The sequence below is a fragment of the Pseudomonas fluorescens genome (assembly GCF_902497995.1).
GTDB lineage: Bacteria > Pseudomonadota > Gammaproteobacteria > Pseudomonadales > Pseudomonadaceae > Aquipseudomonas > Aquipseudomonas fluorescens_BK.
This window is the reverse complement of record NZ_CABVII010000001.1, coordinates 1-26,630: the sequence shown is the minus strand read 5'-3', so window position 1 is coordinate 26,630 and position 26,630 is coordinate 1. Positions and strand designations below refer to the sequence as shown.

General features: G+C 56.6%; 22 protein-coding genes and 3 pseudogenes. 7 read left to right on the top strand and 18 right to left on the bottom strand.

The annotated features are described in order from the left end of the window. Window positions 1–566: 566 nt before the first annotated feature. The 9 genes and pseudogenes from F8N80_RS00130 to F8N80_RS00090 all read right to left on the bottom strand — a co-directional run. Window positions 567–1,136: pseudogene (locus F8N80_RS00130) on the bottom strand (transposase); the annotation flags it as partial. Window positions 1,137–1,268: 132 nt separating this feature from the next. Next, window positions 1,269–2,396 carry a sensor histidine kinase gene (locus tag F8N80_RS00125; RefSeq protein WP_150782899.1) on the bottom strand — a complete coding sequence of 376 codons (1,128 nt, stop codon included), beginning with the start codon at window positions 2,394–2,396 and terminating at the stop codon, window positions 1,269–1,271. Window positions 2,397–2,541: 145 nt separating this feature from the next. Next, window positions 2,542–2,799 carry a DUF1652 domain-containing protein gene (locus tag F8N80_RS00120; protein ID WP_150782898.1) on the bottom strand — a complete coding sequence of 86 codons (258 nt, stop codon included), beginning with the start codon at window positions 2,797–2,799 and terminating at the stop codon, window positions 2,542–2,544. Between the two features lie 493 nt (window positions 2,800–3,292). Continuing rightward, entirely contained in the window at window positions 3,293–3,682 is a 390-nt protein-coding gene (locus F8N80_RS00115) for a DUF1850 domain-containing protein (protein ID WP_150782897.1), read from the bottom strand. Beyond that, a complete protein-coding gene (locus F8N80_RS00110) occupies window positions 3,679–5,706 on the bottom strand; it encodes a TRAP transporter permease (RefSeq protein WP_150782896.1) in 2,028 nt (675 codons plus the stop codon). The genes F8N80_RS00115 and F8N80_RS00110 overlap by 4 nt, the downstream gene beginning before the upstream one ends. 84 nt (window positions 5,707–5,790) lie before the next feature. Further along, window positions 5,791–6,741 (bottom strand): TAXI family TRAP transporter solute-binding subunit, encoded by a 951-nt coding sequence (locus F8N80_RS00105; protein WP_150782895.1) that lies wholly within the window; start codon window positions 6,739–6,741, stop codon window positions 5,791–5,793. Between the two features lie 85 nt (window positions 6,742–6,826). Next, on the bottom strand, window positions 6,827–8,110 hold the full coding sequence (gene dctM, locus F8N80_RS00100; protein WP_150782894.1) for a C4-dicarboxylate TRAP transporter large permease protein DctM: 1,284 nt from the start codon (window positions 8,108–8,110) through the stop codon (window positions 6,827–6,829). Further along, window positions 8,107–8,739 carry a TRAP transporter small permease gene (locus F8N80_RS00095; protein ID WP_150782893.1) on the bottom strand — a complete coding sequence of 211 codons (633 nt, stop codon included), beginning with the start codon at window positions 8,737–8,739 and terminating at the stop codon, window positions 8,107–8,109. Before F8N80_RS00095 ends, dctM begins: the two co-directional genes overlap by 4 nt. A gap of 61 nt (window positions 8,740–8,800) precedes the next feature. After that, on the bottom strand, window positions 8,801–9,796 hold the full coding sequence (locus tag F8N80_RS00090; RefSeq protein WP_150782892.1) for a TRAP transporter substrate-binding protein: 996 nt from the start codon (window positions 9,794–9,796) through the stop codon (window positions 8,801–8,803). A gap of 282 nt (window positions 9,797–10,078) precedes the next feature. On the opposite strand from F8N80_RS00090, the gene F8N80_RS00085 reads away from it, so the two are divergent. Beyond that, window positions 10,079–11,509, top strand: a complete 1,431-nt coding sequence (locus tag F8N80_RS00085; RefSeq protein WP_150782891.1) for an IS1182 family transposase — start codon at window positions 10,079–10,081, stop codon at window positions 11,507–11,509. A gap of 268 nt (window positions 11,510–11,777) precedes the next feature. Here F8N80_RS00085 and F8N80_RS00080 read toward each other — a convergent pair whose 3' ends face one another. The 4 genes and pseudogenes from F8N80_RS00080 to F8N80_RS31320 form a co-directional block, all read right to left on the bottom strand. Beyond that, entirely contained in the window at window positions 11,778–13,493 is a 1,716-nt protein-coding gene (locus tag F8N80_RS00080) for an FAD-dependent oxidoreductase (RefSeq protein ID WP_224790608.1), read from the bottom strand. Between the two features lie 73 nt (window positions 13,494–13,566). Next, a complete protein-coding gene (locus tag F8N80_RS00075; RefSeq protein ID WP_150782890.1) occupies window positions 13,567–13,887 on the bottom strand; it encodes an NIPSNAP family protein in 321 nt (106 codons plus the stop codon). Next, window positions 13,856–15,631 carry an FAD-dependent oxidoreductase gene (locus F8N80_RS00070; RefSeq protein ID WP_150782889.1) on the bottom strand — a complete coding sequence of 592 codons (1,776 nt, stop codon included), beginning with the start codon at window positions 15,629–15,631 and terminating at the stop codon, window positions 13,856–13,858. Before F8N80_RS00070 ends, F8N80_RS00075 begins: the two co-directional genes overlap by 32 nt. Before the next feature lie 33 nt (window positions 15,632–15,664). Continuing rightward, a pseudogene (locus tag F8N80_RS31320) lies at window positions 15,665–16,114 on the bottom strand (shikimate dehydrogenase family protein); the annotation flags it as partial. Here F8N80_RS31320 and F8N80_RS31315 point away from each other — a divergent pair. After that, a pseudogene (locus F8N80_RS31315) lies at window positions 16,106–16,651 on the top strand (2,3-bisphosphoglycerate-independent phosphoglycerate mutase); the annotation flags it as partial. The pseudogenes F8N80_RS31320 and F8N80_RS31315 sit on opposite strands and share 9 nt — an antisense overlap. A 41-nt stretch (window positions 16,652–16,692) precedes the next feature. Here the strand turns inward: F8N80_RS31315 and F8N80_RS00060 are convergent. Beyond that, window positions 16,693–16,902, bottom strand: a complete 210-nt coding sequence (locus F8N80_RS00060; RefSeq protein ID WP_150782887.1) for a hypothetical protein — start codon at window positions 16,900–16,902, stop codon at window positions 16,693–16,695. A 443-nt stretch (window positions 16,903–17,345) separates the two neighbouring features. Next, on the bottom strand, window positions 17,346–18,125 hold the full coding sequence (locus F8N80_RS00055; RefSeq protein WP_090455766.1) for an IclR family transcriptional regulator: 780 nt from the start codon (window positions 18,123–18,125) through the stop codon (window positions 17,346–17,348). 214 nt (window positions 18,126–18,339) lie between these two features. Between F8N80_RS00055 and F8N80_RS00050 the strand changes: the two genes are divergently transcribed. Genes F8N80_RS00050 through F8N80_RS00035 form a run of 4 tightly spaced genes read left to right on the top strand, consistent with a single transcriptional unit; the run spans window position 18,340 to window position 21,801 of the window. Next, window positions 18,340–19,122: an ABC transporter substrate-binding protein gene (locus F8N80_RS00050; RefSeq protein ID WP_150782886.1), complete on the top strand. Its 783-nt coding sequence runs from the start codon at window positions 18,340–18,342 to the stop codon at window positions 19,120–19,122. Beyond that, window positions 19,119–19,787 (top strand): amino acid ABC transporter permease, encoded by a 669-nt coding sequence (locus F8N80_RS00045; RefSeq protein ID WP_090455762.1) that lies wholly within the window; start codon window positions 19,119–19,121, stop codon window positions 19,785–19,787. Before F8N80_RS00050 ends, F8N80_RS00045 begins: the two co-directional genes overlap by 4 nt. Beyond that, window positions 19,784–20,536 carry an amino acid ABC transporter ATP-binding protein gene (locus F8N80_RS00040; protein ID WP_150782885.1) on the top strand — a complete coding sequence of 251 codons (753 nt, stop codon included), beginning with the start codon at window positions 19,784–19,786 and terminating at the stop codon, window positions 20,534–20,536. Before F8N80_RS00045 ends, F8N80_RS00040 begins: the two co-directional genes overlap by 4 nt. Further along, complete coding sequence (locus tag F8N80_RS00035; RefSeq protein WP_150782884.1) at window positions 20,533–21,801, top strand: NAD(P)/FAD-dependent oxidoreductase; 1,269 nt, start codon at window positions 20,533–20,535, stop codon at window positions 21,799–21,801. Before F8N80_RS00040 ends, F8N80_RS00035 begins: the two co-directional genes overlap by 4 nt. Window positions 21,802–22,744: 943 nt before the next feature. Here the strand turns inward: F8N80_RS00035 and F8N80_RS00020 are convergent. Beyond that, entirely contained in the window at window positions 22,745–24,091 is a 1,347-nt protein-coding gene (locus F8N80_RS00020) for a 2-hydroxycarboxylate transporter family protein (protein WP_150782882.1), read from the bottom strand. A 130-nt stretch (window positions 24,092–24,221) separates the two neighbouring features. Between F8N80_RS00020 and F8N80_RS00015 the strand changes: the two genes are divergently transcribed. Beyond that, window positions 24,222–25,139, top strand: coding sequence for a LysR substrate-binding domain-containing protein (locus F8N80_RS00015; RefSeq protein ID WP_150782881.1), 918 nt, complete (start codon window positions 24,222–24,224; stop codon window positions 25,137–25,139). A gap of 37 nt (window positions 25,140–25,176) precedes the next feature. Here the strand turns inward: F8N80_RS00015 and leuD are convergent, their stop codons facing one another. Both leuD and F8N80_RS00005 read right to left on the bottom strand, forming a co-directional pair. Continuing rightward, window positions 25,177–25,785, bottom strand: a complete 609-nt coding sequence (leuD, locus tag F8N80_RS00010) for a 3-isopropylmalate dehydratase small subunit (protein ID WP_150782880.1) — start codon at window positions 25,783–25,785, stop codon at window positions 25,177–25,179. Between the two features lie 3 nt (window positions 25,786–25,788). After that, the coding region (locus tag F8N80_RS00005; protein WP_263596937.1) for an aconitase family protein at window positions 25,789–26,630 on the bottom strand (842 nt) is incomplete at its 5' end.

Sequence of the window (26,630 nt, the reverse complement as noted above, 5' to 3'; positions counted from 1 at the left end):
GTGGATCGCAGTCCATCGTTACTGGCAAGTATCGGCCGATTCTGTTGAAAAAGTCGGCCGTGTTTTCTAACGCAGAAAAGTACGCGTTGGAGATTGAAACCCTGAATGTCCGCAGAGCCTTTCAGGCTGAGATTTCACGTAGACGCGTGCTGAAGAGGCGTTTTCACTGATCCATCCTCCGGCATTCTAAAAATCCGACTTTTCAACAGAATTGGCCAGAAGGGGTCACCCACGACCGGCTCCCATCGACCCAGATTGTGTGAAAACGCTTACGCCGTTTTGAAATCTGCATCGCTACGTAAAATCTACCAGTGATTGACAGCTCAGTGGACTTGAACTTTGTGCAGGAGCGCGATTTTCGTTCCGATTCAGACCGTCAAATTTGCTCTAAACCGTTTTTACACAGCCTCGACCCAAACCGGTCAGTCGTGACAGGCAGCAATCAACCATAGCGGACCTTCCCATCACTCGGGCGTCATGGGGGGGGGAAGGTCTCTGGTGGTCGATTTTTACGCTGCGGCGCCTAGGGGGAGACTGTCCTTTATAGGCAGTAGTCAACCGCACCCGACTTCGGGCGTTGCCCGATCCGCCGAATCCATCGCCGCCAGATATCGATCAATGCTCTGCTCGATCTGCTGCATGCGTGCCTTCACCTTGCCCTGAGTGAAGTTGCGGTCGCGATTATTGACGGCTTTGAATTTGCTGCCGTCGATGGCGATGATCGATTGGGAGAAGAGGTTAAGGTTGCGACAAAGCACCACAAACTGCCGGCAGACACTGCGAATAGCCTTGCCATTGTCCTTACGAAAGTCGGCGATGGTTTTGAAATCTGGAGCCAAACGGCCCGTCAGCCACATCAACTCGACGTTGCGCTCGGCCTCACGCTCAAGCCGGCGGCTGGACTGAATCCGATTGAGATAGCCGTAGATATAGATCTTCAGCAAGATCGCTGGGTGGTAGGCCGGACGACCCGTTGCAGCAGGATCGACACCCTCAAACCCAAGTGTACCTAGGTCAAGTTCATCGACGAAAACGTCGACCACGCGCACTGGATTTTCTTCAGCTACGTAATCGTCCAAGCACTCCGGCAGCAACGTGACTTGCGTCCGAGCCTCACCTTCAATGAATCGCTTCATGATCGCCCCCGATACGATCTCGACGATCAGAAGATTAGACAATCACTGGGGTTTTCACACAGCCTGGACCCATAGCTGTCATTCACCGCAGAGGTCGAGAGCATTTGATTTTCATTTTCATTTTCAATAGGGTTACTGCTGAACAGGTAAAGTCACACGAAAAATGGTGCCCTGCTCCAGCGTCGACTCGACCTCTATCTTTCCCCCATGCCCTTCAACAATCTGAGCTGCGATGAATAATCCAAGACCCAGTCCGGAGGAAACTCCGGGTTCGCCCTCGGAATATCTGGAATAACGTCCCTCCGGATCGAAGAGAGAGGGCAACGCGCTGGAGGGAATGGGATCTCCATGATTCTGCACACAAAATAAGGCAGTGCCGCCATCCCCTTTTAACGTGACGTTTATTGGATACTGGGAGTTGCCATGTCGCGCGGCGTTGCCGATGAGATTTGAGAAAACTTGCGCCATGCGTGATGAGTCGTACTGGCCCGTAATTAGGCCTGTATTGGTGAACACGATACGCGCTGTGGGATGGGCGACTGCAATCTCGTCCACGACTGATTGGCAAACAGCAGTCAGGTCAGTGCTTTCTGGTCTTACCGGGATACCAGTGCCGAGGTTACAGCGCGCAAGGTCGAGCAGGTCATTCACCATCTGATTGGCACTCTGAACACTTGTGGAAATTTGCGAGATTATTTTCTTTCCACGGCTGCCCAGTTCTTCGGTCTGCTTCAGTAAATCGGTGCCCAACGTCACGGCGCCTAAGGGTGTGCGAAGGTCGTGGCCTAACACTCCCAACACAGTTTTTCGGGTGGTCTCCACCGCTTGCCCATAAGCTGTAATCGATTCACCAAGCGCTTGATCTATCGCCTCGTTGAATCGAATCATGTCCACAATATGATCGTCGTCACTGGCGTGTCCTTTAGCCAACCAAAGCCTGAGTACGCTGGACCTGAGAGCGCGATACTCAGAGACCACCTGGTTTAAAGTGAAACCGGCTACCAGGCGCGTCAGTGCGTGGCTTTGAGCTGCTGACTCATCCTCCGACGCCGGGGTGAGGCCATGGGACTTAGCAATCTGTTGCTGCTCGGTTTGATCGGTGCGCAGATCGAGCGCGACCGCTTTCAATATGTGCTCGGCATCGTTTCTCAGGCCTTGAGCGTCCATAGCAGGCATCGGGGTGTCCACAGCTCTGGCGTAGTCTTCCCACGCTTGCAGAACAGGTTCAAGGTTTTCGAGGATGAAATCTGAAAGTCGCATGGCGATCCTATTAGCCCGCTTCTGATGGGGTATCAGCCAGACAAGTTTGGCCGATAGAATCAGACTAGCGGAATGGTGTGAATCGGTAATCCATCTTGCGCCATGAGGCCCGTAATGCGGGGCAAAGAGGGGTGGTGCTACTGGACTACCTTCTAGCAGAGTGACGAGGACCTAAACTGACTCGTTCGAGGTCGCTGCGCAGGTCCGCAATAAGAGTTGCGATGGAATAGCTGCTGTTGAGTGGGACAACCGAGATCCCTGTGACAGTGAGAATTTCTTGATTCGACATACTTTGAAAAAAACGAACAGTCAGAGTTTCTGATGAGCTGACAGTGCATTCACAGCGGGTCGGGAGAAAGCTTTGCTCCACCAGGTGGCGTAGTTCGAGAGTTGATAAAAGCATGGCGACTTACCTTGACGGAAGTCAACCAAAATGACTTTTGTCAGATGTGAGTGAAAAAGCTCCTAAAAAGTAGCTGCTGGTTAGGCTCCCTCAACACATTGGCCAAGAACCCATTATTAAGTTTAGTCCTGAGCCCCTGAAGCGTTAGACCCTTTTTCTCCGGCCGCGCTGAATGACTGCGCATTGACTCGATCAATCGCTTGATGACGCTTTTTCCGAGGCGCGGTGGGTATGGCCCCGTGAGCATGAGCCCAGGTTTCATTGTTTTCTAAAGAGGTTGTCTGACGGCATCAATCAGAACCCCTGCAAGCGCCTCCGATCTCACCAAACAGGCTGGAGGAGCGTTCTCGATAGCCTGCATTGGCATGCTTGGTACTACAGCATCACCTGGAAACCCAATGACTGCTGATGGCTGTGGATTCAACCGGTCGATGCAACAGATTGGCGGGATTTTTCAGTAGGGATTGCTTGGTTGAATGTTGCCCTGTGGCGGCTATCTGACAGCCTCGCAACTCCACAGCTGTATAAAAGGCTGGCTGCTGGAGGGTGATCCGAGCCATCGGTTCATGAATTGACACGCCCCGTCAACGCACAGCTGGTAGTCGCCCGCCTCGGGGGTTCGTCCCAGTTTCAGGGGGTGCAAGGGCGGCAAACGGCGCTGATAGTGCCACGTTCCGTTCTCCAGTCGAGCATCATCAGGTATCTCCATTCCCGCACCGTTACCTCGGACCCTGGCTTCTTCCAGGACCAGGCCTTCGCGGGTGACGCGATAGTCTTCCTCCCAACGAATCTTTTCGATGCTGTGATTCCACGCCAGGGTGAAATGGGACACCGGCAACTGGGCCAAAACGCTGCCGGCTAGGCCCAGGCACAAACCGATCATGCATTGGCCAACCCGGCGCGCCTGGACCGCCAGACGTGCTGAAATATGACCAGAACCCCCAGCGCGAAGCCAACTTCATCGGTCAGCGGCAATGCCACGACCAACAGGGCTCCCGCGCCAAAACTCAGCAAACGCTCCCAGATGGCCATTTTCTGTTGCAGGTAACCGGTGGACGCCACTCCCCAGAGACCGACCGCCAGAATGGTCTTGATCAGCATGTATGCCGTCATCCACATATTGTCACCTTGCAGCATCAATGCCGGGTTATAGACCGCCATGAACGGAATGACGAAGCCGGCCAGTGCGATGCGCACTGCCCACAGGCTGATCTTGAACCCGCTTTCTTTGGCGATGGGGGCGGCGGCAAAGCAGGCGAGGGCGACCGGAGGAGTCAGGTCGGCGAGGATGCCGAAATAGAACACGAACATGTGGGATACAATCAAAGGCACACCCAGTTCCAGCAGGGCTGGTGCTGCGATCGAACTGGTGATGATGTAGTTGGGGATGGTCGGAATGCCCATGCCCAGCACCAGGCAGGTGATCATCGTCAATATCAGAGACAGCAGCAGGTTGTCCCGGCCGATTGCCAGGATGTAACCGGCAAAGGTAGAGGCAACGCCCGTGAGCGAAACGATACCGATGATCACGCCCACCAACGCACAGGCGATCCCCACCGGAACCGCATGGCGCGCGCCCTCGACCAGTGCATGGAGGCAGATGATCAGCGTTTCCCGCCCCCCCTTGATGAACCAGCAGACCAACACCAGCACGGCAATGACCGCAAAAATCACCGCGATGCCGAGTTGAAAAAAACCTGTGCACAGCACACCCAGCGCAACCCAGAACGCACAACGCAGGCCGAAGCTTTGCACCCTGAAAATGATCGCCGAGCCGAGAATCACAATGGCGGTCAATGCCAGGCCGACCATGCCGGAGAACAGCGGGGTGCGCCCGGAAAACAGCAGGTAAACCAGCACCAGCAAGGGAATCAGCAGATACCAGCTTTCCTTGACGGCGCCAAAGGCGCTGGGGCATTGGTCTTTGGGCAATCCCTTGAGGTTGGAGCGCTTGGCTTCCAGATGAACCATCCAGAACACTGAGCCGAAATACAGGATGGCGGGGATCAAGGCGGCCTTGGCAATTTCCACGAATGGTACATTGATGGTTTCAGCCATGATGAAGGCCACTGCGCCCATCACCGGCGGCATGATCTGGCTGCCCATGCTGGAGGTGGCTTCTACGCCGCCGGCAAACGCGGCTCGATAACCAAAGCACTTCATCAGCGGAATAGTGAATTGCCCCGTTGTCACAACGTTGGCAATCCCCGAGCCGGTAATGGTCCCCATCAACGCTGACGAGGCGACGGCGACCTTGGCCGGCCCTCCCAGTTTGTGGCCGAACAATCCCATGGCGAAGTCGGTGAACAGCTTGATCATACCGGCCTGTTCGAGGAAAGCGCCGAACAGGATAAACAAGAAGATGTAAGTCGCCGACACATAGGTCGGTGTCCCGTACAGCCCTTCGGTGCCAAAGGACAGTTGATTGATGATCTGGTCGAAGCCATAGCCTCGATGGGCCAGTTCGCCGGGCAGGTACTCACCGAACAAGCCGTAGGCCAGGAACAGGCCACAGATGATTGGCAACGCAATCCCCATCACCCGTCGAGCGGCTTCGAAGACCAAGGCAATCAGCAGAAGACCCATCACCATGTCTGCTGGAGTCAGGTCGCCGGAGCGCTGGATCAGGTCCGCCTCGAATACCCATTGATACAACGCGGTGGCGATGCCTGCCAGGCTGAGCAGCCAGGCCAGCGGTTGCCAGGGACGAGCCTTACCCTGTGCCGGGTAACTCAGAAAGACCATCCAGAGCAGGAAGCCGATGTGTACCGCGCGCAGCACCTGACTTGAGATGGGCGAAAAGGCCGCTGTGACGATCTGAAAAATCGAAAACAGCAACGCAACGTAAAACAGGGTTTTTGGCCAGTCCCGCGGGTTCGCGGAAATGCCCTGATGCTCGTCACTCATTGGCTGCCTGCCTTATGACCCCACTGGATAGAATCGATGGCGCAGTAGCAAACAGGCCAATCAGGCCCACTGCGCCTCGCGCGGTTACAGCGCGCCCTTTTCCTTGTAGTAGCGCTCGGCGCCTGGATGCAGTGCGATCGGCAGGTTTTTGGCGGCGCTTTCCAGTTTGATGTCCTTGGCTGCCGAATGTGAGTTACCCAGACGCGGCAGGTTATCGAACAACAGTTTGGTCATCTCATAGGCGACTTCATCCGGGACATCGGCGCGGGTCACCAGAATGTTGGTGATCGCCACCGTTGGCACGGCTTCGGCTTGCCCGTCATACGTGTTGGCCGGAATCATTGCACTCTGGTAGGCCGGGTTGCCAATTTTCGCGACCACCTCAGTCGGGATCGCGATGTAGTTCAGTGGCATGACTGACGACAGATCGCGAATGGCCGCCATGCCCAACCCAGACGACTGCAATGTCGCATCCAGTTGTCTGTTCTTGATCAGTTCGACCGATTCGGCGAAGGGCAAGTATTGCACTTTGCCCATGTCCTCATAGGTCAGTCCGGCCGCTTTGAAGATCGCGCGCGCGTTGAGTTCGGTACCCGACTTGGGCGCGCCGACCGAAATGGTTTTGCCCTTGAGATCCGCGAGCGTCTTGATCCCCGACTCTTTGCTGGCAACGATCTGAATGTAATTGGGGTAGGCCCCGCCAATGGCCCGCAACTTGGTCAGCGGTGCCTTGAAACCGGCGTCTTCCACGCCGTTTTTGGCATCGGCAACCGAGTCGCCCAGTGCCAGCGCCAACTCGCCTCGACCGGCTTGCAACAGGTTGAGATTTTCCACCGAGGCTTTGGTGGCCTGGACCGAGGTCTTCGAGCCCGCAATGCCATCGCTGTAGATCTGCGACAAGCCGACACCAATCGGGTAGTAAACCCCGCTGGTTCCCCCGGTCAGGATGTTGATGAACACCGGCGCGGCTTGCGCTGCGGTGCTGATTGCCAGCGTGGCGGCGGCCAGCAGGGCGAAGCGTGTTTTTACTCGCATGGGGGACCTCTCCGTCTTGTTATGGCTGATGCAGAGTGATTCCACTCTAGTTGATTGAGGCGCAGTAGGCGGTGGGCGGGCGAAATCAACTCATGCCCAGCCACGCCGGCAGCACCAGCGAAATCCATGGCACATAGGTAATCAACACCAGGAACAGCAGCAAAATCATCAACCAGGGCATGGCCGCTTTTACGGTGGCGGGTAATGACATACCGGTCACCGCCGAAGTGACGAACAGGTTCAAGCCCACCGGCGGGGTGATCAGGCCGATTTCGAGGTTGACCACCATGATGATGCCGAGGTGAATCGGGTCGATGCCCAGTTTCATGGCAATAGGGAAAAGAATCGGCGCCAGGATCAGGATGATCGCCGACGGCTCCATGAATGCACCGGCAATCAGCAGCACGATGTTGACCACCAGCAGGAAAGTCACGGGCGTCAAGCCTGCGTCAATCACCCAGGCAGTAATCTGTTGCGGGAGCTGTTCGGTGGTCAGGACGTGGGCGAACAGCATGGCGTTGGCAATGATGAACATCAGCATGATGCTCAGCTTGGCGGATTCCAGCAGGACTTTTGGCGTTTCACGAAACGTCAGATCCTTGTAGACAAACAAGGCGATGAACGCCGAGTAAACGGCCGCCACCGCTGCCGCCTCGGTCGGGGTGAACATCCCGGAATAGATGCCACCCAAGATGATGGCCATCAGCAACAGGCCCCATATTGCCTGGCGCGCGGTTCCCATCAATTCCCGAAATGTTGCGCGCGGCAAGGCGGGCAGGTTCTTCTTGATGGCAACAATATAGATCACCACCATCAGCGCTGTACCCAAAAGCAGGCCTGGCACTACACCGGCCATGAACAGCTTGCCGACGGAGGTTTCGGTGGCGGCGGCATAGACCACCATCACGATTGACGGCGGGATCAGAATGCCAAGCGTCCCGGCGTTGCAAATGATCCCCGCGCCAAAGGCTTGCGGATAACCGGAGCGGACCATGCCGGCAATGGCGATTGAACCCACGGCAGCCACCGTCGCCGGACTGGAGCCCGAGAGGGCGGCGAACAGCATGCAGGCTAATACCGCAGCGATAGCTAGGCCGCCGCGAATATGCCCGACACAGGCATTGGCGAAGTCAATCAACCGGCGGGCAACACCCCCGGTGGTCATGAAGGCGCCGGCGAGCAGGAAAAACGGAATGGCCAGCAGCGTGTAATGCTCCGAGGTCTCGAACAGCTTGATCGACAGCGACCGCACCGAATCGGGACTGAAGAAAATGATGGTCAAGGAACCGGCCAACCCGAGGGAAATGGCGATGGGAACGCCGATGAACATCAGGACGAACAGGGCCACGAACAAGAAAGCGATGGTCATGACTTGTCATCCTCGTGCTCGGCGAGTTTCAACGCGTCGGCGGCTTCGTCGGCCAGGCCCAGGCCGGTCTGGCGGTTCTGAAGGATGCGCAGGAGAATTTCAGCGAAGCGGATGAAAACCAGAGCGAAACCCAAAGGCACGATCAGCCCGATATGCCATTGCATGATCCCGAAATGGCCCAGGTCCTCGGCACCGATACCGGCAATCATCAACGTCTGAATCCATTCGAAGCTGGCGATGCTCAGCAGGCCGGCATAGGCTAGGCAGCACAGGCAGGCCACGATCCCTATGTACTTTTGCGTCGATCGGCTGGTCAGCCTGACAAGTGCGTCAACGCCGATATGCCCAGCCGTGCGCACGCCGTAGGCCAGCCCGAAAAAGATCAACCAGCCAAACAGGGCCTTGGTCAGGGCTGTGCTCCAGGTCATCGCCTGAGCCATGCCCATGATTTCGTCGCCAACGGCGAACAGCGGGGCGCTTGCACCTGGCCAATGATCGGCAAGCCAGTAGAAAAGGCTGTAGAAGTTGTTGAGGATCACATAAACGAATGTGACCAGGGTCATGGCAGCCAGAAGGAAGACGATAAAGCCCTCCTCGAAGTGTTCCCAGATTCGCCGAAGCGCTTTCATGGTGGCATCTCACGTCGAGTGACGACTGGCAGGCACCGCCCCGGCGGCACCTGCCTTGCGCTTATTGAACCTTGTTGGCGGCTTCGGCTGCGGAGATCAGTTCAGGGCCGATATCGCCTTCGAACTTCTTCCATACCGGCTTCATCGCTTCACGCCATTGCTCGCGCTCCTCGGGTGTCAGGGTGATGATTTCAGTAGTTTTGGCCGCGAGTATGCGTTGTTTGTCACCCTCGTTCAGTTGCTCCGCTTCCTTGTTCACCTGAGCGGTGACTTCCACAACGATCTTGTCCAGTTCGCTGCGAAGGTCCGGCGGCAAGCCGTTCCAGAACTTGGTGTTAGTGATCAGCATGTAGTCCAGTACACCGTGGTTGGATTCAGTGATGTACTTCTGCACTTCGTGCATTTTCTGGCTGTAGATGTTCGAGTAAGGGTTCTCCGCACCGTTCACGACACCCGTCTGCAGGCCCTGATACACCTCGGCAAAACTCATCTTGCGCGGATTGGCGCGCACAGCCTTGAACTGCTCTTCGAGCACGGCAGACGCCTGCACCCGGAACTTCAGGCCACGGGCATCGGCGGGCACGCGCAGTGCCTTGTTGGCCGACAGCTGCTTCATCCCGTTGTGCCAATAGGCCAGGCCGGTGATATTTTTACTTTCCATGGCCTTGAGCAGCCCCTGGCCCTGCGGGCTCAACTGGAAGCGGTTGACCGCGGCGATGTCATCGAACAGGAAGGGCAGATCGAAGAGCTGGAGGGTCTTTGTGTACTGTTCGAACTTGGCCAGGGACGGTGCAATCATCTGCACATCACCCAGCAACAGCGCTTCCATTTCCTTGCCGTCACCAAACAGCGAAGAGTTGGGATAGACCTCGACCTTGACCTTGCCAGGCAAACGTTCCTCGACCAGTTTCTTGAACATCAAGGCGCCTTGGCCCTTGGGCGTCTGTTCGGCGACCACGTGCGAGAACTTGATAATCACCGGATCTGCCGCCATGGCCGCGTTCATTGTGCTTAACGCAAGAGCGCAGGCGAGTGCTGTGTATAGAGATCTGAACATCGGGGGGACTCCTCTTGTTTTTGTTCTTTATTTGGCTCGATGCTTTGAGCGCATTCGTATGTCAGGACACGAGCAAGTCTAGGCAGAAAACCATCAGTTGGAGGGTAATAACCGGGAAGGTAAAAAAGCTGGGATATGGCCAGAATCTCAAACCTGACGTCATCGGATTTTTTACCGCCGATTGGACGCCTGAATGGGTGACTGCTTTTGGCCGAGAGTGTGTAAAAACGCCTTCGCGAACCCTTGCTATGATTTCTGAGGAATTCATCGCAGGGATCGCCCATGAAGCGCTTCATCCATGGTGAACATCGAGGCCAAAGCACCTTACTTCCCGAGAGCCTCGATGACTACGTCAGCGATACCAATCCGGTGCGCGTAGTCGACGTCTTCGTCGACGAACTCGACCTGGTCAATCTGGGTTTTGAAGGTGCCATTCCAGCCGATACTGGCCGGCCTGCTTACCACCCCGCGATCCTGTTGAAGATCTCCATCTACGGCTATCTCAACCGCATTCAGTCGAGCCGACGTCTGGAGCGAGAAGCCCAACGCAATGTCGAGCTGATGTGGTTGACCGGGCGTTTGATCCCGGACTTCAAGACCATCGCCAACTTTCGAAAAGACAACAGCAAGGCTATCCGGGGCGTCTGCCGCCAGTTCGTTGTGCTCTGTCAGCAGTTGGGATTATTCGGAGAGAATCTGGTCGCCATCGATGGCAGCAAGTTCAAGGCAGTCAACAACCGCGACCGCAATTTCACCAGTGCCAAACTGAAGCGGCGCATGGAAGAAATTGAATCGAGCATCAGCCGTTACCTGACCGCGCTCGATGCTGCCGATCGGCAAGAACCCACATCCTCTGAGCCCAAAGCCGTACGGTTGGAAGAGAAAATCGCCAAGCTGAAAATGCAAATGAGGGAGCTTCAAGCGATTGAAATCCAGCTCAACGAATCGCCGGATAAACAGGTCTCACTGACCGATCCAGATGCCCGATCCATGATGACGCGCGGCACGGGAATCGTCGGCTACAACGTGCAGACAGCGGTCGATACCCAGCATCATTTGATCGTTGCGCATGAGGTGACCAACGTCGGTTCCGACCGCGATCAACTCAGCTCGATGGCCAAGCAGGCCCGCGAGGCGATGGCGTCAAAAACGCTGTCGGTAGCGGCTGACCGAGGTTACTTCAAAAGTGAAGAAATCCTGGCTTGTCACGATGCAGGCATCACCGCCTATGTGCCCAAGCCGATGACCTCTGGAGCCAAAGCAGACGGGCGTTTCAATAACGATGCCTTCATCTATAACGCGGCAAAAAACGAATACGTTTGCCCGGCTGGAGAGGCGCTAATCTGGCGCTATACCAACGTTGAAAAAGGCCTGACGTTGCACCGTTACTGGAGTTCGAAATGCCGGGGCTGCGCAATGAAACCGCAGTGCACCCCGAGCACGCAACGGCGGGTTCGACGCTGGGAGTATGAGTCTGTGTTGGAGGAAATGCAGAACCGGCTGAGCAACGCGCCGGAGATGATGCGAATCCGAAAACGGACGGTTGAGCATCCCTTCGGGACGCTCAAACAATGGATGGGTGCAACGCATTTCCTGACGCGAAAGCTGGCAGGGGTGAGTGCGGAGATGAGCTTGAATGTGCTCGCCTACAACTTGAAACGGGTCATGAAAATCATCGGAGCCAACGGTTTGATGAAAGCGCTGTCGGCCTAAAAAAAGCCGGTTTTGACCCTTCCAAGAGGCTGTAAAACAGCGTTGATGTGTTCCAGGTCGCTACCGATGCAATCCGTGGCATTGACCGTGCGGTGGCTAAGCCAACAAGCGTCGATGCTCCAAGAAGATGAGCCCCATGAGCGTTTTTACACACTCTGGGCCGATTACTGCCTATCGCAGAAGGGCTGCAGCCGACCGATTGTTGCCTATCACGATCTATCCAAGTTGACTCCTTACAAAATCAGTTCGTTGCGCTCGTCTACTGTTACTAATCTGTCTGACCTGCAAGTGTCCTTCCTGCAATGAAACCGAACGTCATACCCGGCCCGAGGGTGATGCCACCACTGGGGTAGTAACCGTTCATGATGCTGTTCATGTCATTGCCCACGGCGAACAATCCTGGAATCGGTGCTTCATCGTTGTCCAGTACCCGGGCACAGGCATCAGTCTTCAGTCCGGCGAAAGTACCGAGGCTGCCGGGAACCAGCTTCACGGCATAGAAAGGTCCTTGGCGCAGGCTGCCAAGGGAGGGGTTGGGACCATGGAGGGCTTCCCCCTGGTTTTTGTTGTACAGCGACTCACCGCGCCCAAATTCCGGATCGCAGCCTTTCTCTGCGAACTGATTGAAAGTATTGACCGTGGTTTCCAGTTGCGGCGCATCAATCCCGCACTGGCGTGCCAGTCCTGCCAGGGTCGCGTCCTTGAACAGATAACCCCTGCGAACGTAGGACGCTGTCGGAAATGGAAAGGGTCTGGACCAGCCAAGGCCATAGCGCCGCTGGGCACGGTGGTCGCAAATCAGCCACGACACTGGGGGTTCTGCCGGTCCGCAGGCATCGAACAGTGCACACATATAGTCATGGTAGGAGTCAGCCTCGTTGACGAAGCGCCGACCATCCTGGCGTACCGCGAGAAAGCCCGGTTTCGCTCGCTCCATCAAATGTGGAAAGCCACTGAAGCCACCGTCCTCCCGCGGTACGCGAGAGACCGGTGCCCACGCAGCGGCATGCGGCAGGTCGGATGCAATGCGAGCCCCGACGCTTTCACCCAGCCGCAGACCATCGCCGGTATTGCCCTTGGGAGCAGCGCTCAAGTGACCGTTGCCATCAGGCGCATGGGCGAAGTGGCGGGCGATACGCTGCCGGTCATGGGGAAAACCGCCGCAAGCCAGCACCACCCCCCGTCCCGCACGGATCTCGACCATGCGGCCGGCGCGTTCGATACGCGCGCCGACTACACGCTGATCTTCATGCAGCAGCTCATGTACCGGTGTATCGGTCAGCAGCCGGACGTTGCGATCCAGCGCGCTTTTCAGCAGTCGGGCGACCAGTGCATTGCCGTTCACCAGATGCATGCCCCGGCCGTGGCAGATCAGGTCACGGGCATGGCGCAGCAGGCGTTTGCCGGCGTACAGCATTGATCGTGCAGATCGGGTCGCATTGAGAAAATGATTGAGGTCGGCGCCACCGGCAATGCCCATGCCGGCGAGGCTGATGATGTCCAGCGGACGCCGCAGTTTTTTGATCCACGGCCCCAGGCGACGACCATCGAATGGCAGCGCGCAGACCGAGCGACCGCCTCTGGCGAAGCCTTCGCTGGCGTGAAAGTCAGGCATCTTGCTACCGGAAAAAAACCGCACTTCGGTATGGTGCTGAAAAAACTCGACCATCTTCGGGCCGTGTTCAAGGAACGTCTCCATGCGTGGGTCGAGCACATCGCTGTGCAGTTCATGACGCAGGTAGGTTCGCGCTTGTTCGAGTTCTTCAACAATCCCTTCGGCGACGGCCAACGGGTTGCGGGGAATCCACAGCCAGCCGCCGGACCAGGCGCTGGCGCCACCTAATACAGGTTCTTTTTCCACCACAATGACATTGAGGCCAAGCTCGGCGCAGGTGACGGCAGTCGCCAGGCCCGAAGCGCCGGAACCGATGACCAGGACATCACAAATAAGAGGGTCGACGTTCATCGACGGCAGGGCGCTCATGGCGACCTCCATAATTGTTTTTTATCGGCGGTGCTGGCCGCTCCCCGATGGAAGCGGCGCAACGGGACAACGGTTATTTCAATGGTGAAAAATCGGTTGGGCGCAGCAGACGCGATTCCAGGGTCACCACGGCGTCGAGTTCCTTGTTCTGCCGGGCAAAGTCCTGCCAGCGCGGATCGGCGGCCATGGCATTGCGCCGGGCCATGCGATCGTCGAGGCTGGTGTAAGCCCAGATGTGCACCACCTGGTTGACCTCGCCGATTTCAGTGGTGAAGAAGCCGACCAGGTTGCCCAGGTGTTCCTGTTGCACGGCCAGCGCTGCGCTTTTGTACAGGCTCAGCCAGTCGCCGAGGCGGGTCGGTTTAATCGTGTAGGTGCGCAGTTCGTAATACATGCGGTTCTCCAGTGCGGGGTTCATGAGTGGTGCTGTGGTCGAGGCGGGCGGCGATATCACTGGCGGCGAGGTAGCCGAATGTGATGCCCGGGCCGAGCGTGATGCCGGGGCCGGGGTAGGTGCCGTCCATGATTGAATTCATTTCGTTGCCGGCGGCGTACAAACTAGGGATTGGTGCGCCGCTGCGGTCCAGCACATTGGCCTGGGCGTTGGTGACCAGCCCACGGGCGGAACCGAGGTCACCGGTAAACAGGCGAACGGCATAAAACGGCGCCTTGTGCAGCGGTTTCAGGCACGGGTTGGGACCGTGCTGCGGGTCGCCCATGTAGCGGTTGTAGGCGCTGCTGCCTTTGCCGAATTGATGATCGACGCCTTGGGCGGCATCGGCGTTGAATTGCTTCAGTGTCTGCTGCAGAGTCGTGGCGTCGATGCCCGCGATGAGGGCCAGTTCGTCGAGGCTGTCTGCGCGCAACAGATAGCCGGCGTCGATCAATGCGCTGTTGTCGACCGGTCGCGGGCGGGCCAGGCCCATGCCGTAGCGGTTCAAGGCTTCGCTGTCACAGATCAGCCAGCAGGGCGCATTGGCGCCGCCGTTGGCGAACATGCCTTCGACAAAGCAGTGGTAGGAATCCGACTCATTGACGAAGCGCCGCCCGGCGCGGTTGACCGCGATCACGCCGGGTTTGGCGCGGTCGGTCACCAGATGCGGAAAGCGCTCGACGCTGCCGTCGGCCTTGTGCAACACCGAGACCGGCGCCCAGAAAAAGTTCGCCGAAAGGTTGTCGCCAATGGCGGCGTTGACCGAGGCGGCCAGCCGTTGTCCGTCACCGACGTTGGCGGGCGGCGACATGCTCCAGTGCTCCGACTCGCTGGCTGGCCGCTGTTCTGCGGCGTTTGCGCCGGCGGCAAAACCACCCATGGCCAACACCACGCCACCCCGGGCGAACACCTTGCGGGTGTGTCCGCGCCAAGTGATCTGCACGCCTTTGATCAAACCCTGCTCAATCAGCAGCGCCTCGGGCGTCGCTTGCAGCCACACATCGACGCCATTGGCGAACGCGGTGGTGGCCAGCCGCGCGATCAAGGCATTGCCTACGGTCAGGCGAGTGCCGCGTGGATGGTTGAGACGGTCGACGGCATAGCGGCCCATCAGTCTCAGGCAGTGCCAGAGAGACTTCGGCGAGCGCTTGAAGCTGAGGAAGTGCTGGATGTCGACACGATTGACCATCATGCCACCGAACAGCAGCATGCCGTCCGGTGGCCGTTTCAGGTCTTTGAAGTGTTCACCGAGCTTGTGCCCGTCGTACTCGTCGATTTCCAGTGCGCGGCCGGCCTGGGTGCCACCGGGCAAGTCCGGGTAATAGTCAGGCGACAGCGGCCGCAGGCTGTATTTGAGTTCGCTGTGGGTCTCCAGATAACGCAGGGCTTCGCGGCCGTTGTCGATGAAGGCATCGATCAACGCCGGGTTATAACCGGCGCCGATCAATTCCTTGAGATAGCGGCGCATCTGTTCGGAGCTCAGCTGATGCCCGGCGGCCCGGGCCTGATCGGTGTCGTGCAGCCAGACCGCGCCGCCGGAGATCGCCGAGGTGCCGCCGAAGGCTTCGGTCTTTTCCACCAGCAAGACCTTGAGGCCGCGGCAACTGGCAGTCACCGCGGCGGCGAAACCGGCGGCGCCGCTGCCGAGGACGATAACGTCATAGCCTGGGTCGGCATCGGCGGGCTGGGTAGTCGTCATGTTCATTGTCTATCGCCTGTTGTGGACATGGCCGCAAGATCAGATCTGCAGCGGTGTCACGCCCATGAAGTGGCCGAGTTTGCCCAGTTGTGCCAAGGCCATTTCCGGCCCGGTCTGGATCGCGCAACCCCGGTGTCGGGCGAAGGCGAGAAACGGCGTTACGGCCGGCGAAGTCACGACATCGGCGACCAGCGTCGACCTTTGCAGGGTTTGCATCAGAGCTGGCGGCAACGGCATCGGGCCGTCATCGGTGGTGGCACCCATGCCCACCGGCGAGGCGTTGACGATCAAGTCAAAGTATTCGAGCGAGGCGGGGTCGGCGCTGATCACGATCTCGGGAAAAGCCCCGCACAACAGTTCTCCAAGTACCTCGACACGCTCCGCGCTCAAGTCACTGATGACCAGATGACTGACCCCGGCCTGACACAGCGAGTAAGCAATCGCGCTGCCGACACCGCCGGTGCCGATCACCAGCGCCTGTTTGTCTTTGTTACGTTCTTCTTCAACGGTGGTCGGGAGGAGCCTTTCGAGAACGAGCGCAGGACGCTAGTTCAATCGCCGTTGGTAGACTCGTACGACTTGCAGCCAGAAATGAGTGCTTTCGAACTGACTGATAGTTTGGTAGCAGAAATCCTGAGCCGGAAGAATGATCTTATCGTGTGTAACTACGCGAACGGGGACATGGTAGGGCATACCGGATCCTTCGACGCAGCCGTCAAGGCAGTGGAAGCCGTAGATGAATGTCTCGCTAGAGTTGTCGAAGCAACATTGAGTTCGGGAGGCCGCTGCCTGATTACAGCCGACCACGGCAATGTGGAGCAGATGCTCGACCCGGCAACCCAGCAGGCGCACACTGCACATACTCTCAATCCTGTTCCGCTTATCTACGTTGGCTCTATCGCGTCAGATACGAGTCTGAAGGACGGTCGCCTGTGTGACATCGCCCCAACTGTGCTCAAGATTATGGGGCTTCCCGTACCAAGAGAGATGACTGGTGAGATTCTGATTCGGAATGAGTTTGGCTAGCTCAGATATTAAGCAACAGTTCTCGAGCGGCAGAAGGTTTGTTACTCCGGCGCCATCAGCACAGCAAGCGTCAAATTGATGAACTCCTCGTTCTTGCTGATTGTGTCCAAAGCACCGCGTACGTTGCCGGCGACTTCCGCTGATCCACGCTGCTCAACCCAAAGCGTCAGCTCCATGATTGCGGCTTCGAGCGCGATTTGGTTCTGATTGATCTTGAAGAGTAGGGAAGGGAGTAGGTCTGAATCCGACATGGGGATACCTCCATGGAAAGAGGTCAGCGTAGCAGGCTGGTGCTATTCCCGTTCTAGCTACCGGGCGATTAAGATCACCGCTTCCATTTTAGAAATCAGCTCTCTAAGCATCTGCATAAGGGCGAGCGAGATGCTCTGTCGGCAAAGTAGGAACATCCATGCACCAACGGTATCGAGTGTTCAGCACTGAGGAAACAGCGTCCACCTCTGTCCTGACCCGGAACACATCATGCTTTCTAGCTGAACCTCCCTCTACAAAATCAACGACCTCTATCGCGTGGTGTCATCGCCTAGTGTGGTGGTCAATCACCTTAAATCTTGACTGTGTGGTGCGATCTCTGCTGAAAGCGCAGTTTTAAAGAAGCCGGCAACACGTACCGACTTAAACTTCGTAACTGGCTTCATTAAAAACGCAGAAACGATCCCTCCCTGCCGCTTTGAGATCAATCTAAATTCCGCGCGGAGTTGGTCAACGCACGAGAGCATTGCAACAGCGCCGGTGCCAGTTGCCGCTCGGCATCCGCGCGGCTCCAGCGACTGGTAGGTGCTACCACATGCACCGCAGCTACCGGTCGGCCATTAGCGCCCAGCACGGGTGCACCGATGGTCATATCACCGAGAAAAAGTTCTTGGGTATTGACCGCATAACCTTGCTCGCGCACTTCCTCAAGAGACTCCAGGATCTTGTCGACCTGCGTCAACGTATGGCTGGTGTGAGCGATTCGCTGGCTATTTTCAATCAACACCAACGCTTCATCCTGTGGCAGCGCGCTTAAGTAAGCCCTGCCGGACGCAGTGCAATACATCGGCACGCGCGACCCAATCGGCATATGCACCGGCACAAAACCTGAGCTGACAAATCGCGCAATGTAGGTCATGTCGTAGCCCGCTGGCTCAGTAAGGCAGGAGGTCTCCCCAGTCAGGCGCGTCAGTTCGGAAAGGAACGGGTTGGCCACTTCAATCAGCGAATGGGCATCCAGGTAACTGAAGCCGAGTTCCAGCACACGTGGTGTCAGTTGGTAATGGCGTGTGCGGGAGTGTTTCCGAAGGTAACCAAGGCTTTCCAGAGTAAACACCATGCGCTGCGCGGAGCTTTTGGTCATGCCAGCGGCGTCAGCCACCTCTGCAAGGCTCATGCTACGGCGCTGTGCGCTGAATGCCTTGAGTACCGACAGGCCTTTTTCCAGGGATTGATTATGCAAACTGTTGCGTTCTTCGGTCATGGCCCACTCATTGTCAGTTGGATCAACTCTCAGGAGATTTCTACACCACAAAGCAAAAATTGACCATTAAATATCGCATATCGATACGAATGATTCATTTAACGCAATTTATCAATCGATATGCACTCATGATTAATCGGAATGGCATGAGGCTTGCGATTGTTCTCTTGCCGCTAGCGGTACTGACAATCCGTTTTCCTTCTGGAGTAACCCGATGAACAGTCTTTCACACGTGTTTCGCCGCCTTGCCTTCGGCCTATGCGCCACCCTTTGCGTGTCCACCGTGCACGCGGCCAGTGCGACCTCGTACAAAGTTGGTGCAACCGCCAGCGGTTCGCCGTTTACCTTCCTTGATATCAAGAGCAACAGCATTCAGGGGGTGATGGTCGATGTTGCGCAGGCGGTAGGCAAGGCTGGGGGCTTCACCAGCCAGATCGAACAGACCAACTTCGCCGCGCTTATTCCTTCGCTAACGTCCGAAAAGCTCGACTTCATTTCCGCCGGCATGCTGAAAACCGAAGAGCGTAAAAAAGTCGTCGACTTCAGTAGCCCGGTCTACGCCTACGGTGAAGGCCTGATCATCAGCGCCGATGACAATGCCGCATACCCCGACCTAAGCCCGCTCAAAGATCAGGTCGTTGGTGTACAGGCCGGCACCATTTTTTACGACCAGCTCAACAAGCTCGGCATCTTCAAGGAGATCCGCACCTACGACTCCATTGGCGAAATGATCCGTGACCTGTCCCTGGGTCGCATCAAGGCTGCCGTGGGTGACCAGCCGGTGGTGGCCTACCAGATCCGGCAGAACCTGTTCAAAGGCGTGAAACTGGTCGCCGACTACAAACCCACCAATGTCGGCGAGGTTTGCCTGGTGGTGCGCAAGGGCGATACCGAAACCCTCGAGCGATTGAACCAGGCCATCGCCAGCATCAAGGCTGACGGAACCCTGGCAAGTATCCTCAAGAAGTGGGGGCTTGATGCCCAGGTGAACCTATGAGCCCCACTGAATTCCTGCAAAGCGCCGTGGATTTTTTACCCATCCTGCTTCAGGGCGCCTGGGTGACTATCCAAATCACCGTGCTGTCGTTCCTCCTCAGCAGCGCGATCGGGCTGGTGTTGGCGCTGCTCAAGCTGTCACCGATCCGTGTGCTGTCGGTAACGGCGAGTACGGTGATCAACGTGATTCGCGGGCTGCCGATCATCGTGCAGCTGTTTTACATTTACTTCGTGCTGCCGGACATGGGGGTTCACCTGACCGCCTTCCAGGCCGGGGTGATCGGCATGGGCATCGCCTATTCCGCCTATCAGGCCGAGAACTTTCGCACCGGCATCATCGCCGTGGAGCAAGGACAGCGCGAAGCCGCCGAAGCCTTGGGCATGCGCTCGGTACTGATGATGCGCCGCGTGATTCTGCCCCAGGCATTCCGTATCGCCTTGCCACCCTATGGCAACACCTTGGTGATGATGCTCAAGGACTCATCACTGGTTTCCACCATTACCGTCGCCGAGATGACGCGCCAAGGGCAATTGATTGCCTCATCCACCTTTCAGAACATGACTGTTTATACCCTGGTGGCTCTGCTCTACCTGCTGATGAGCCTGCCTTTGGTGTATGGCCTGCGTCGCATGGAACAGCACCTGAGCCGGAGGAAAAAAGCATGATCGAGATTCGCCAGCTGCAAAAACAATACGGCAGCCACCGGGTGCTGCACGGCGTAGACCTTGACGTCGCCAAAGGGGAGGTGGTGTGCCTGATCGGCCCCTCCGGCTCGGGCAAGTCCACGTTGCTGCGCTGCATCAATGCACTGGAAACCTACGAAGGCGGTGTTATCACCGCGTTCGGCGAAACCGTGCAACGGGGCAGTAAAACCGTGCATGCGCTGCGAAGCCGCATGGGCATGGTGTTCCAGCGTTTCAACCTGTTTCCCCATCGCACTGTGTTGGAAAATGTCATGGAAGGCCCGGTATACGTCAAGGGTGAGTCACCCAATCAAGCGCGTGCAGAAGCCTTGGCCTTACTGGAAAAGGTTGGTCTCTCGGCAAAGGCGGACGCCTATCCGGAACAACTTTCCGGTGGCCAGCAACAGCGGGTGGCCATCGCGCGCGCCTTGGCGATGAAGCCCGCAGCCATGCTGTTCGACGAACCTACCTCGGCCCTCGACCCTGAACTGGTGGGTGATGTACTGGCAGTCATGCGTACCCTGGCAGATGAAGGCATGACCATGATCGTGGTCACCCATGAAATGGGTTTTGCCCGCGAAGTGGCTGACCGCGTGTGCTTCCTCCATGGCGGTTACATCGTTGAAAGCGGCCTGGCGGAGCAAGTCCTGGGCAATCCGCAGCAGCCGCGAACCCAAGACTTTTTGCGCCGGGTACTGCATCCGACCGCCAGCACCCGGAGCCTGTCATGAAGTCACTTTGGGCAGCGACGGCACCACCAGGCGTACCAACGCCAGCGTTAAGCGAGTCGTTGAAGGTGGATGTGGCGATTGTGGGGGCAGGGTACACCGGTTTGTCGACGGCCCTGCATCTGGCTGAGAAGGGTGTAAGTGTCTGCGTCCTGGAAGCCAACGAACCTGGCTGGGGCGCTTCGGGCCGTAATGGTGGGCAGGTCAACCCGACGTTGAAATACGATCCGGATCAACTGGTGCAAATGTACGGCGCTGAGCGCGCTGAACCGCTGATCGATACTGTGTCGAATTCTGCTGACCTGGTGTTCGATCTGATCAAGCGGCATGAGATAGATTGCTCGCCGGTACGAAAGGGATGGATGCAGGTTTCCTATTCGGATAAAGGCGTGGCCGGGCTGCATGCCCGGGCGGATCAGTGGGCCCGGCGTGGCGTGCCAGTGCAGCGTCTGGATGCAAGGGCAGTGGCTACGCGCATGGGCAGTGAAGCCTTTGCCGGCGGTTGGCTGGACGGTCGAGCGGGGGCGATTCAGCCTTTGGCTTACGCACGCGGATTAGTGCGTGCGGCGCTGACGGCGGGTGTGCGGATTCATGGCCAGAGCGCGGTAACTGAGTTGCAGCGCCAGGGCTCTGGGTGGCAAGTGCAGACTGCCTGCGGCGCACAAGTCACGGCGGATCAGGTGGTACTGGCAACCAACGGCTACAGCAGCAACCTGTGGCCTGGTATGGCGCAGAGCATATTGGCTGCCAATAGTTTTATCGTCGCTACCAAACCGTTGAGTGGGTCAGTTGCCGACAGTATTTTGCCAGGGCAGGAAACGGTTTCTACGGCGCAACGATTACTACTGTATTTCCGTAAGGATGCCTACGGTCGTCTGTTGATGGGCGGGCGCGGGTTGTTCAACGATCCCACCGGGCCGACGGACTTTGCTCACTTGGAGCGTTCTCTGGCCTTGCTGTTTCCGCAGTTGGGGCCACTAGAATTTGAGTATCACTGGGCTGGCCGGATCGCGATTACTCGGGACTTCATGCCCCATGTTCACGAACCGGCGCCGGGGCTCACCTTGGCGCTGGGGTGCAATGGGCGGGGGATTGCCTTGTGTACCAGCCTTGGGCAGCAGTTGGCAGGACGCTTGTGTGACCGCCATGCGGCTTTTGCTTATCCGGTGTCGCCATTGCAACGGTTACCATTACATGGACTGCAGCGCTTCTACATTGGCGCGGGGGTGGCTTGGTATAGTCTGTTGGATCGGTTGAATGTGAGCTGAAGAAATCTCAGATTTCAGCGTAAGAAGCTGCGTGAATCATGCCGCGCGATGTAAGGCAATCGGCAGTCGGAACATGAGATAAAAGCTCAGAAGCAAAAGCCAATGTAGCCCGTGTCGTGGGAGTGCCTAGGGGAGAGCTCCCACTGCTCAAATTTGAATGATTGGCTTCTGCGTCGTCATTCAAGTTTGGCGGAAAATAAGCCATTGCATATGAGATGCCGTATCTGTTCACACTAGGTGCTATGCAATGCCCGCGTTACCAACTGAATAGGATGATCAGCATTCAATGTCGAACAAACAGCCTCCGCCTCTGTTCTAGCTTTGAACACACCATGCTTGCTGGCTGAGCCTCCCTGTACAAGATCGACGACCCTGTATCGCTTGCTACCATCGTCCAGTGCGGTGGTCTCAATCACTCTGAATCTTGATTGCATGGTTGCTTTCCCTGCATGAGATTGGTGTCCTACAAGTACCGGCAAAAGGAGACGATTTCAAGAACGGGTCGGGCTTAAGCTGAGACAATTTATGACGGTGCACCATACCTCTCATCGCATGAAGTGCGACTTGGCAGTAGGTGCCGTGTTGAGCCATTTTTCCTCGAATCGATGCTTCGGGCCAGCAGGGCCCGGCTATTGCAACTTCGGGTAGGGCCCCGCTGAAGCGGAGTGTTAGAGATGGGCGCACCCTTGATCGAGCCTGCTCTCTCTCCATCACTGAAAGCAGGTGGCCTTCCCTGAGTGCGTCGAGGAAGCGCGCATTGCTGCCTCATTTCTCCTGGGCGTTACCAAGCTGTCCGCTATCCCAGGCTTCGGTGAGTTCGTCTATTCGATCCGCGATGAGCATTCGCTCGCATTTAAACGTTAAGCAAAAAAAGATGCTCACTTGAGAGTGAGCACCGAGATGTTAATTGAACCGTCGATGGGTATGTATCAAGCGTTTTGCATCAAGCGAAAGCTTTCAAAAGTATGGTCGCCAAGATCACTGTTGACGCACCACCGATGCGAGTGGAGATTTGCGCGAAGGGCATCAACGACATCCGGTTCGAGGCCGATAAGATTGCCACGTCGCCGGTTCCACCCAGGCCGCTGTGGCAGCAGGTGACGATGGCTGACTCGATAGGGTACATCTTCATTAGATTGCCGATGAAAAAGCCCGCGATTGTCATCGATATCACTACCGAAACGCAGACCAGCACATAGCCCACTGAGAACACCTTGACCACGCTGTCGAGCGGTACATAGAGCATGCCCAAGCCGATCATTACCGGCCAGATGAAGGCAGCGGAAACCAGCTTGTAGAACGATTGCGCACCTTTCTCCAGTTTTTCCGGTAGAACGCGAACGTACTTAAACAGTACGGCGGCGAGGATCATCATGACCGGGCCGGGAATGCCGGCAACTTTTTCCAGCAGACCGCCCAGGACGAAGAACGCGCAGATGATCAGCACGCCAGCACCCATCACACGGAAGTCGACGCTGGTGTTGGCGTCTTCCTTTACTTGGAATTTGTCATTCTCATCCTTGGCGCGAATCAAAGAACCTTCGCCATTGATATTGGGGCGTTTCAGCGCCAGACGTGCCAGGTAACCAGCGCAAATGATTGCGGCAATGTTACCTACCACGGCGGCAGGCGCCAATTGAGCAACATAGATATCCGGCGTACCGCCAAGAATTGCCGAGTAAGCTAGCGACAACGGCAGAATCCCCTCGCCGATACCGCCACCTATGATCGGCACGATGATAAAGAAGAAGGTGTGGTAGAAGCTGTAGCCGACCAGCTTACCTACAATCAGCCCGCTGCCAACGGCGGCCAAGGTGCCGACGAGCAGGGGAATGAACATCCGGATCATGCCCTGAACGAGGATAAAGCGACTCATCCCCAAAATGCTGCCGACAACCAGGCTGGCAATCACGAAGTAGAGAAAGTTAGCCTCCTTCATCAGCATCTTGGTCGCATCAATCGTTGCCGGCCCGAAGAAGCCGTAGAACACCAATACAGACGGAAGCATGAGACAGAGAATGGCACCTCCACCGATTTCCTTCAGGATCGGCAGTCGGGAGCCTAATTGGCCGAAAAACACACCCATGGTCATAATCACGGCGAGGCCACCGATCATGTTTTTTGGGAGGTAACCCAGGTGGGCTGAGAGGTAAATAATCAGGGCAATGCCAATGAATATTGGCAGAGGGATGACGCCAATTTCGTAAGCGCACAGGTTGCGTAGGCGTTGCATAAATCCGCCTTCACGAGGTGTTTCGACTTTCAGGGACGGCTCATAGGACTGATTCATGTCGCTATTTCCTCATGTTTGTTTTTATCGAGGATTCAAGAACTCACGGTTAACCAAGCATTGGTTACCACTCGGTAGATCGATGGTATGCTTTGAAAATTATGAGATAAATAACGTAACCATGAGGCTTATGAACACGAATCGTGATCAATTTCCACTGCCTGATGACCTGAAGGTTTTTCTCACTGTCATTCGCAAAAATGGCTTTGCTAGTGCCGCCGAGGAGCTAGGCTATTCCCCGGCCTACATCAGCAAACGCATTTCCGTGCTGGAGACGACGCTTTCGACACGTCTCTTACACCGTACCACTAGACGTATCGCCCTGACCGATGACGGCGAGCGCGCAAGAGTTTGGGCCGAAAAGCTGCTCGGCGACCTCGACGATTTTGTTGGGGAAATATCAGAGGCTCGCCATCAGCCGATGGGCTCGCTGCATATTTGCAGCAGCTTCGGTTTTGGTCGCAACCATGTCGCGCCGGCTATTTGCAAACTGTCGCAAACCTACCCAAAACTCGATATTCGCTTGGACGTGTTTGATCGCGTGGTCGATATCGTCGGCGAGGGTTTCGATCTGGAAATTCGTGTTGGTGATGACTTAGCGGGTCAGCATATAGGTCGAAAGCTGGTGAGCAATCGGCGCGTGCTATGCGCGACTCCCGAGTATCTTGAGCGGCGAGGTGTACCTCTTACCCTGGATGACTTAAAGAACCATGATTGCCTGGTTCTCAAAGAGCGCAATAACGCCTTTGGTGTATGGAACCTGACCAAGGATGGGGATGAGGAGTCGGTGCGTGTCAGTGGCCCGCTGTCTTCGAATAGCGGCGAAATAGTATTGAAGTGGGCCTTGAGCGGTGGCGGGATCCTGTTGCGATCTATGTGGGACGTCAAACCTATGCTGGAGCTAGGTCTACTGGTGCAAGTGCTGCACGACTACACGCAGAGTGCAAATGTCTGGGCAGTGTATCCCACGAGACTCAGCGAATCGGCAAAGCTGCGAGTTTGCGTCGAGTTCTTACAAGATTACTTTCGCGATCTGTCAGTTGAGTGAGCTCCTGGCGGTTAATCAACCGCCAGGATGGATCCCGTCAAACCAACCAGGGATTTTCCGCCAGATGCTGAGATTCAAAGCTTCGAATCTGATCGGCCCGCTGCAACGTGGTACCAATCGCATCGAGCCCTAGCAAAAGGGATTGCTTGCGCAGTTGGTCGATCTCGAAAGGAATCACGGTACCGTCCGCCAATTCGATTGTTTGCTCTGGCAAATTCACTTCGATCCGTGCTGTCGACGCGTCACTGATGACGCTTGCAATCTGCTTTAGCTGGGCCTCAGAAAGCTGTATGGCCAACACACCATTGCGCTGGCAGTTGTCATAAAAAATACCGGCAAAACTGGTACCGATGAGTGCTCTGATACCTACTTGCTTCAGACCCCAGACGGCATGTTCTCGACTAGACCCACAACCGAAGTTGGGGCCGACCACCAGGAAGGCTGCGTCATTCCAGGCAGGTTGATTGAGAATGAACTCAGGGTTGGGTTCGCCTGTTTCCAGAAAGCGCAAATCGAAGAACAAACCGCGATCCAGTCCCTGGCGATCAATCCCCTTGAGAAACTGCTTGGGCATGATCACGTCGGTGTCAATGTTGGAAGCCACAAGTGGCGCGGCGCTGCCACTGACCGTATTGAAAGGTTGCATGCTTCAAGCCTCCAGAGCGAATGAGCGAACGTCGGTCAAATGTCCGGTGATCGCTGCAGCTGCGACCATCGCCGGACTCATAAGATGGGTGCGCGCGCCGGCACCTTGGCGACCTTCAAAATTGCGATTTGTACTTGATGCGCAGCGGTCACCTGGAGCGAGAACATCGTCATTCATGGCCAGGCACATAGAGCATCCCGACTGCCGCCATTCAAAGCCGGCATCCAGGAATATCTGCGCAAGGCCTTCCTGTTCGGCTTGATTACGTACCAGTGTTGAGCCGGGAACGATCATTGCTCGTACATGTGCTGCCACGCGCTTGCCGCGCACTACACGGGCAACGTCACGCAAATCTTCAATTCGTGCATTGGTGCAGGAACCGATAAACGCATGACTGATGACTACATCGCTCAGTGGCATGCCCGCTTTCAGGCCCATGTAATCCAGAGCGCGCTGCATGCCTTGGCGAAGAATGAGGTCGGGTTGAGTCGTTGGATCTGGCACATAACCGCCAACCGGTGAGGCTTGATCGGGGCTTGTGCCCCAAGTAACCATCGGTTCCAGATCATCAACGTTGAGTATGACCTCGCGGTCAAATACGGCGCCTGTGTCAGTGTGCAATTCTTTCCATTTGGCAACTGCCTGGTTCCACATTTTGCCTTGAGGCGCACGCGGTTTGGTCTGCAGATAAGCGAACACTTTGTCATCCGGAGCCATGAACGCGCCCCGGGCTCCCGCTTCGACGGCCATGTTGCAGATCGTCATTCTAGCTTCGACACTAAGGTCAGTGATTGCCGGCCCTGCGAATTCGATTGCATAGCCAGTGGCGCCTGAAGCGCCAATAT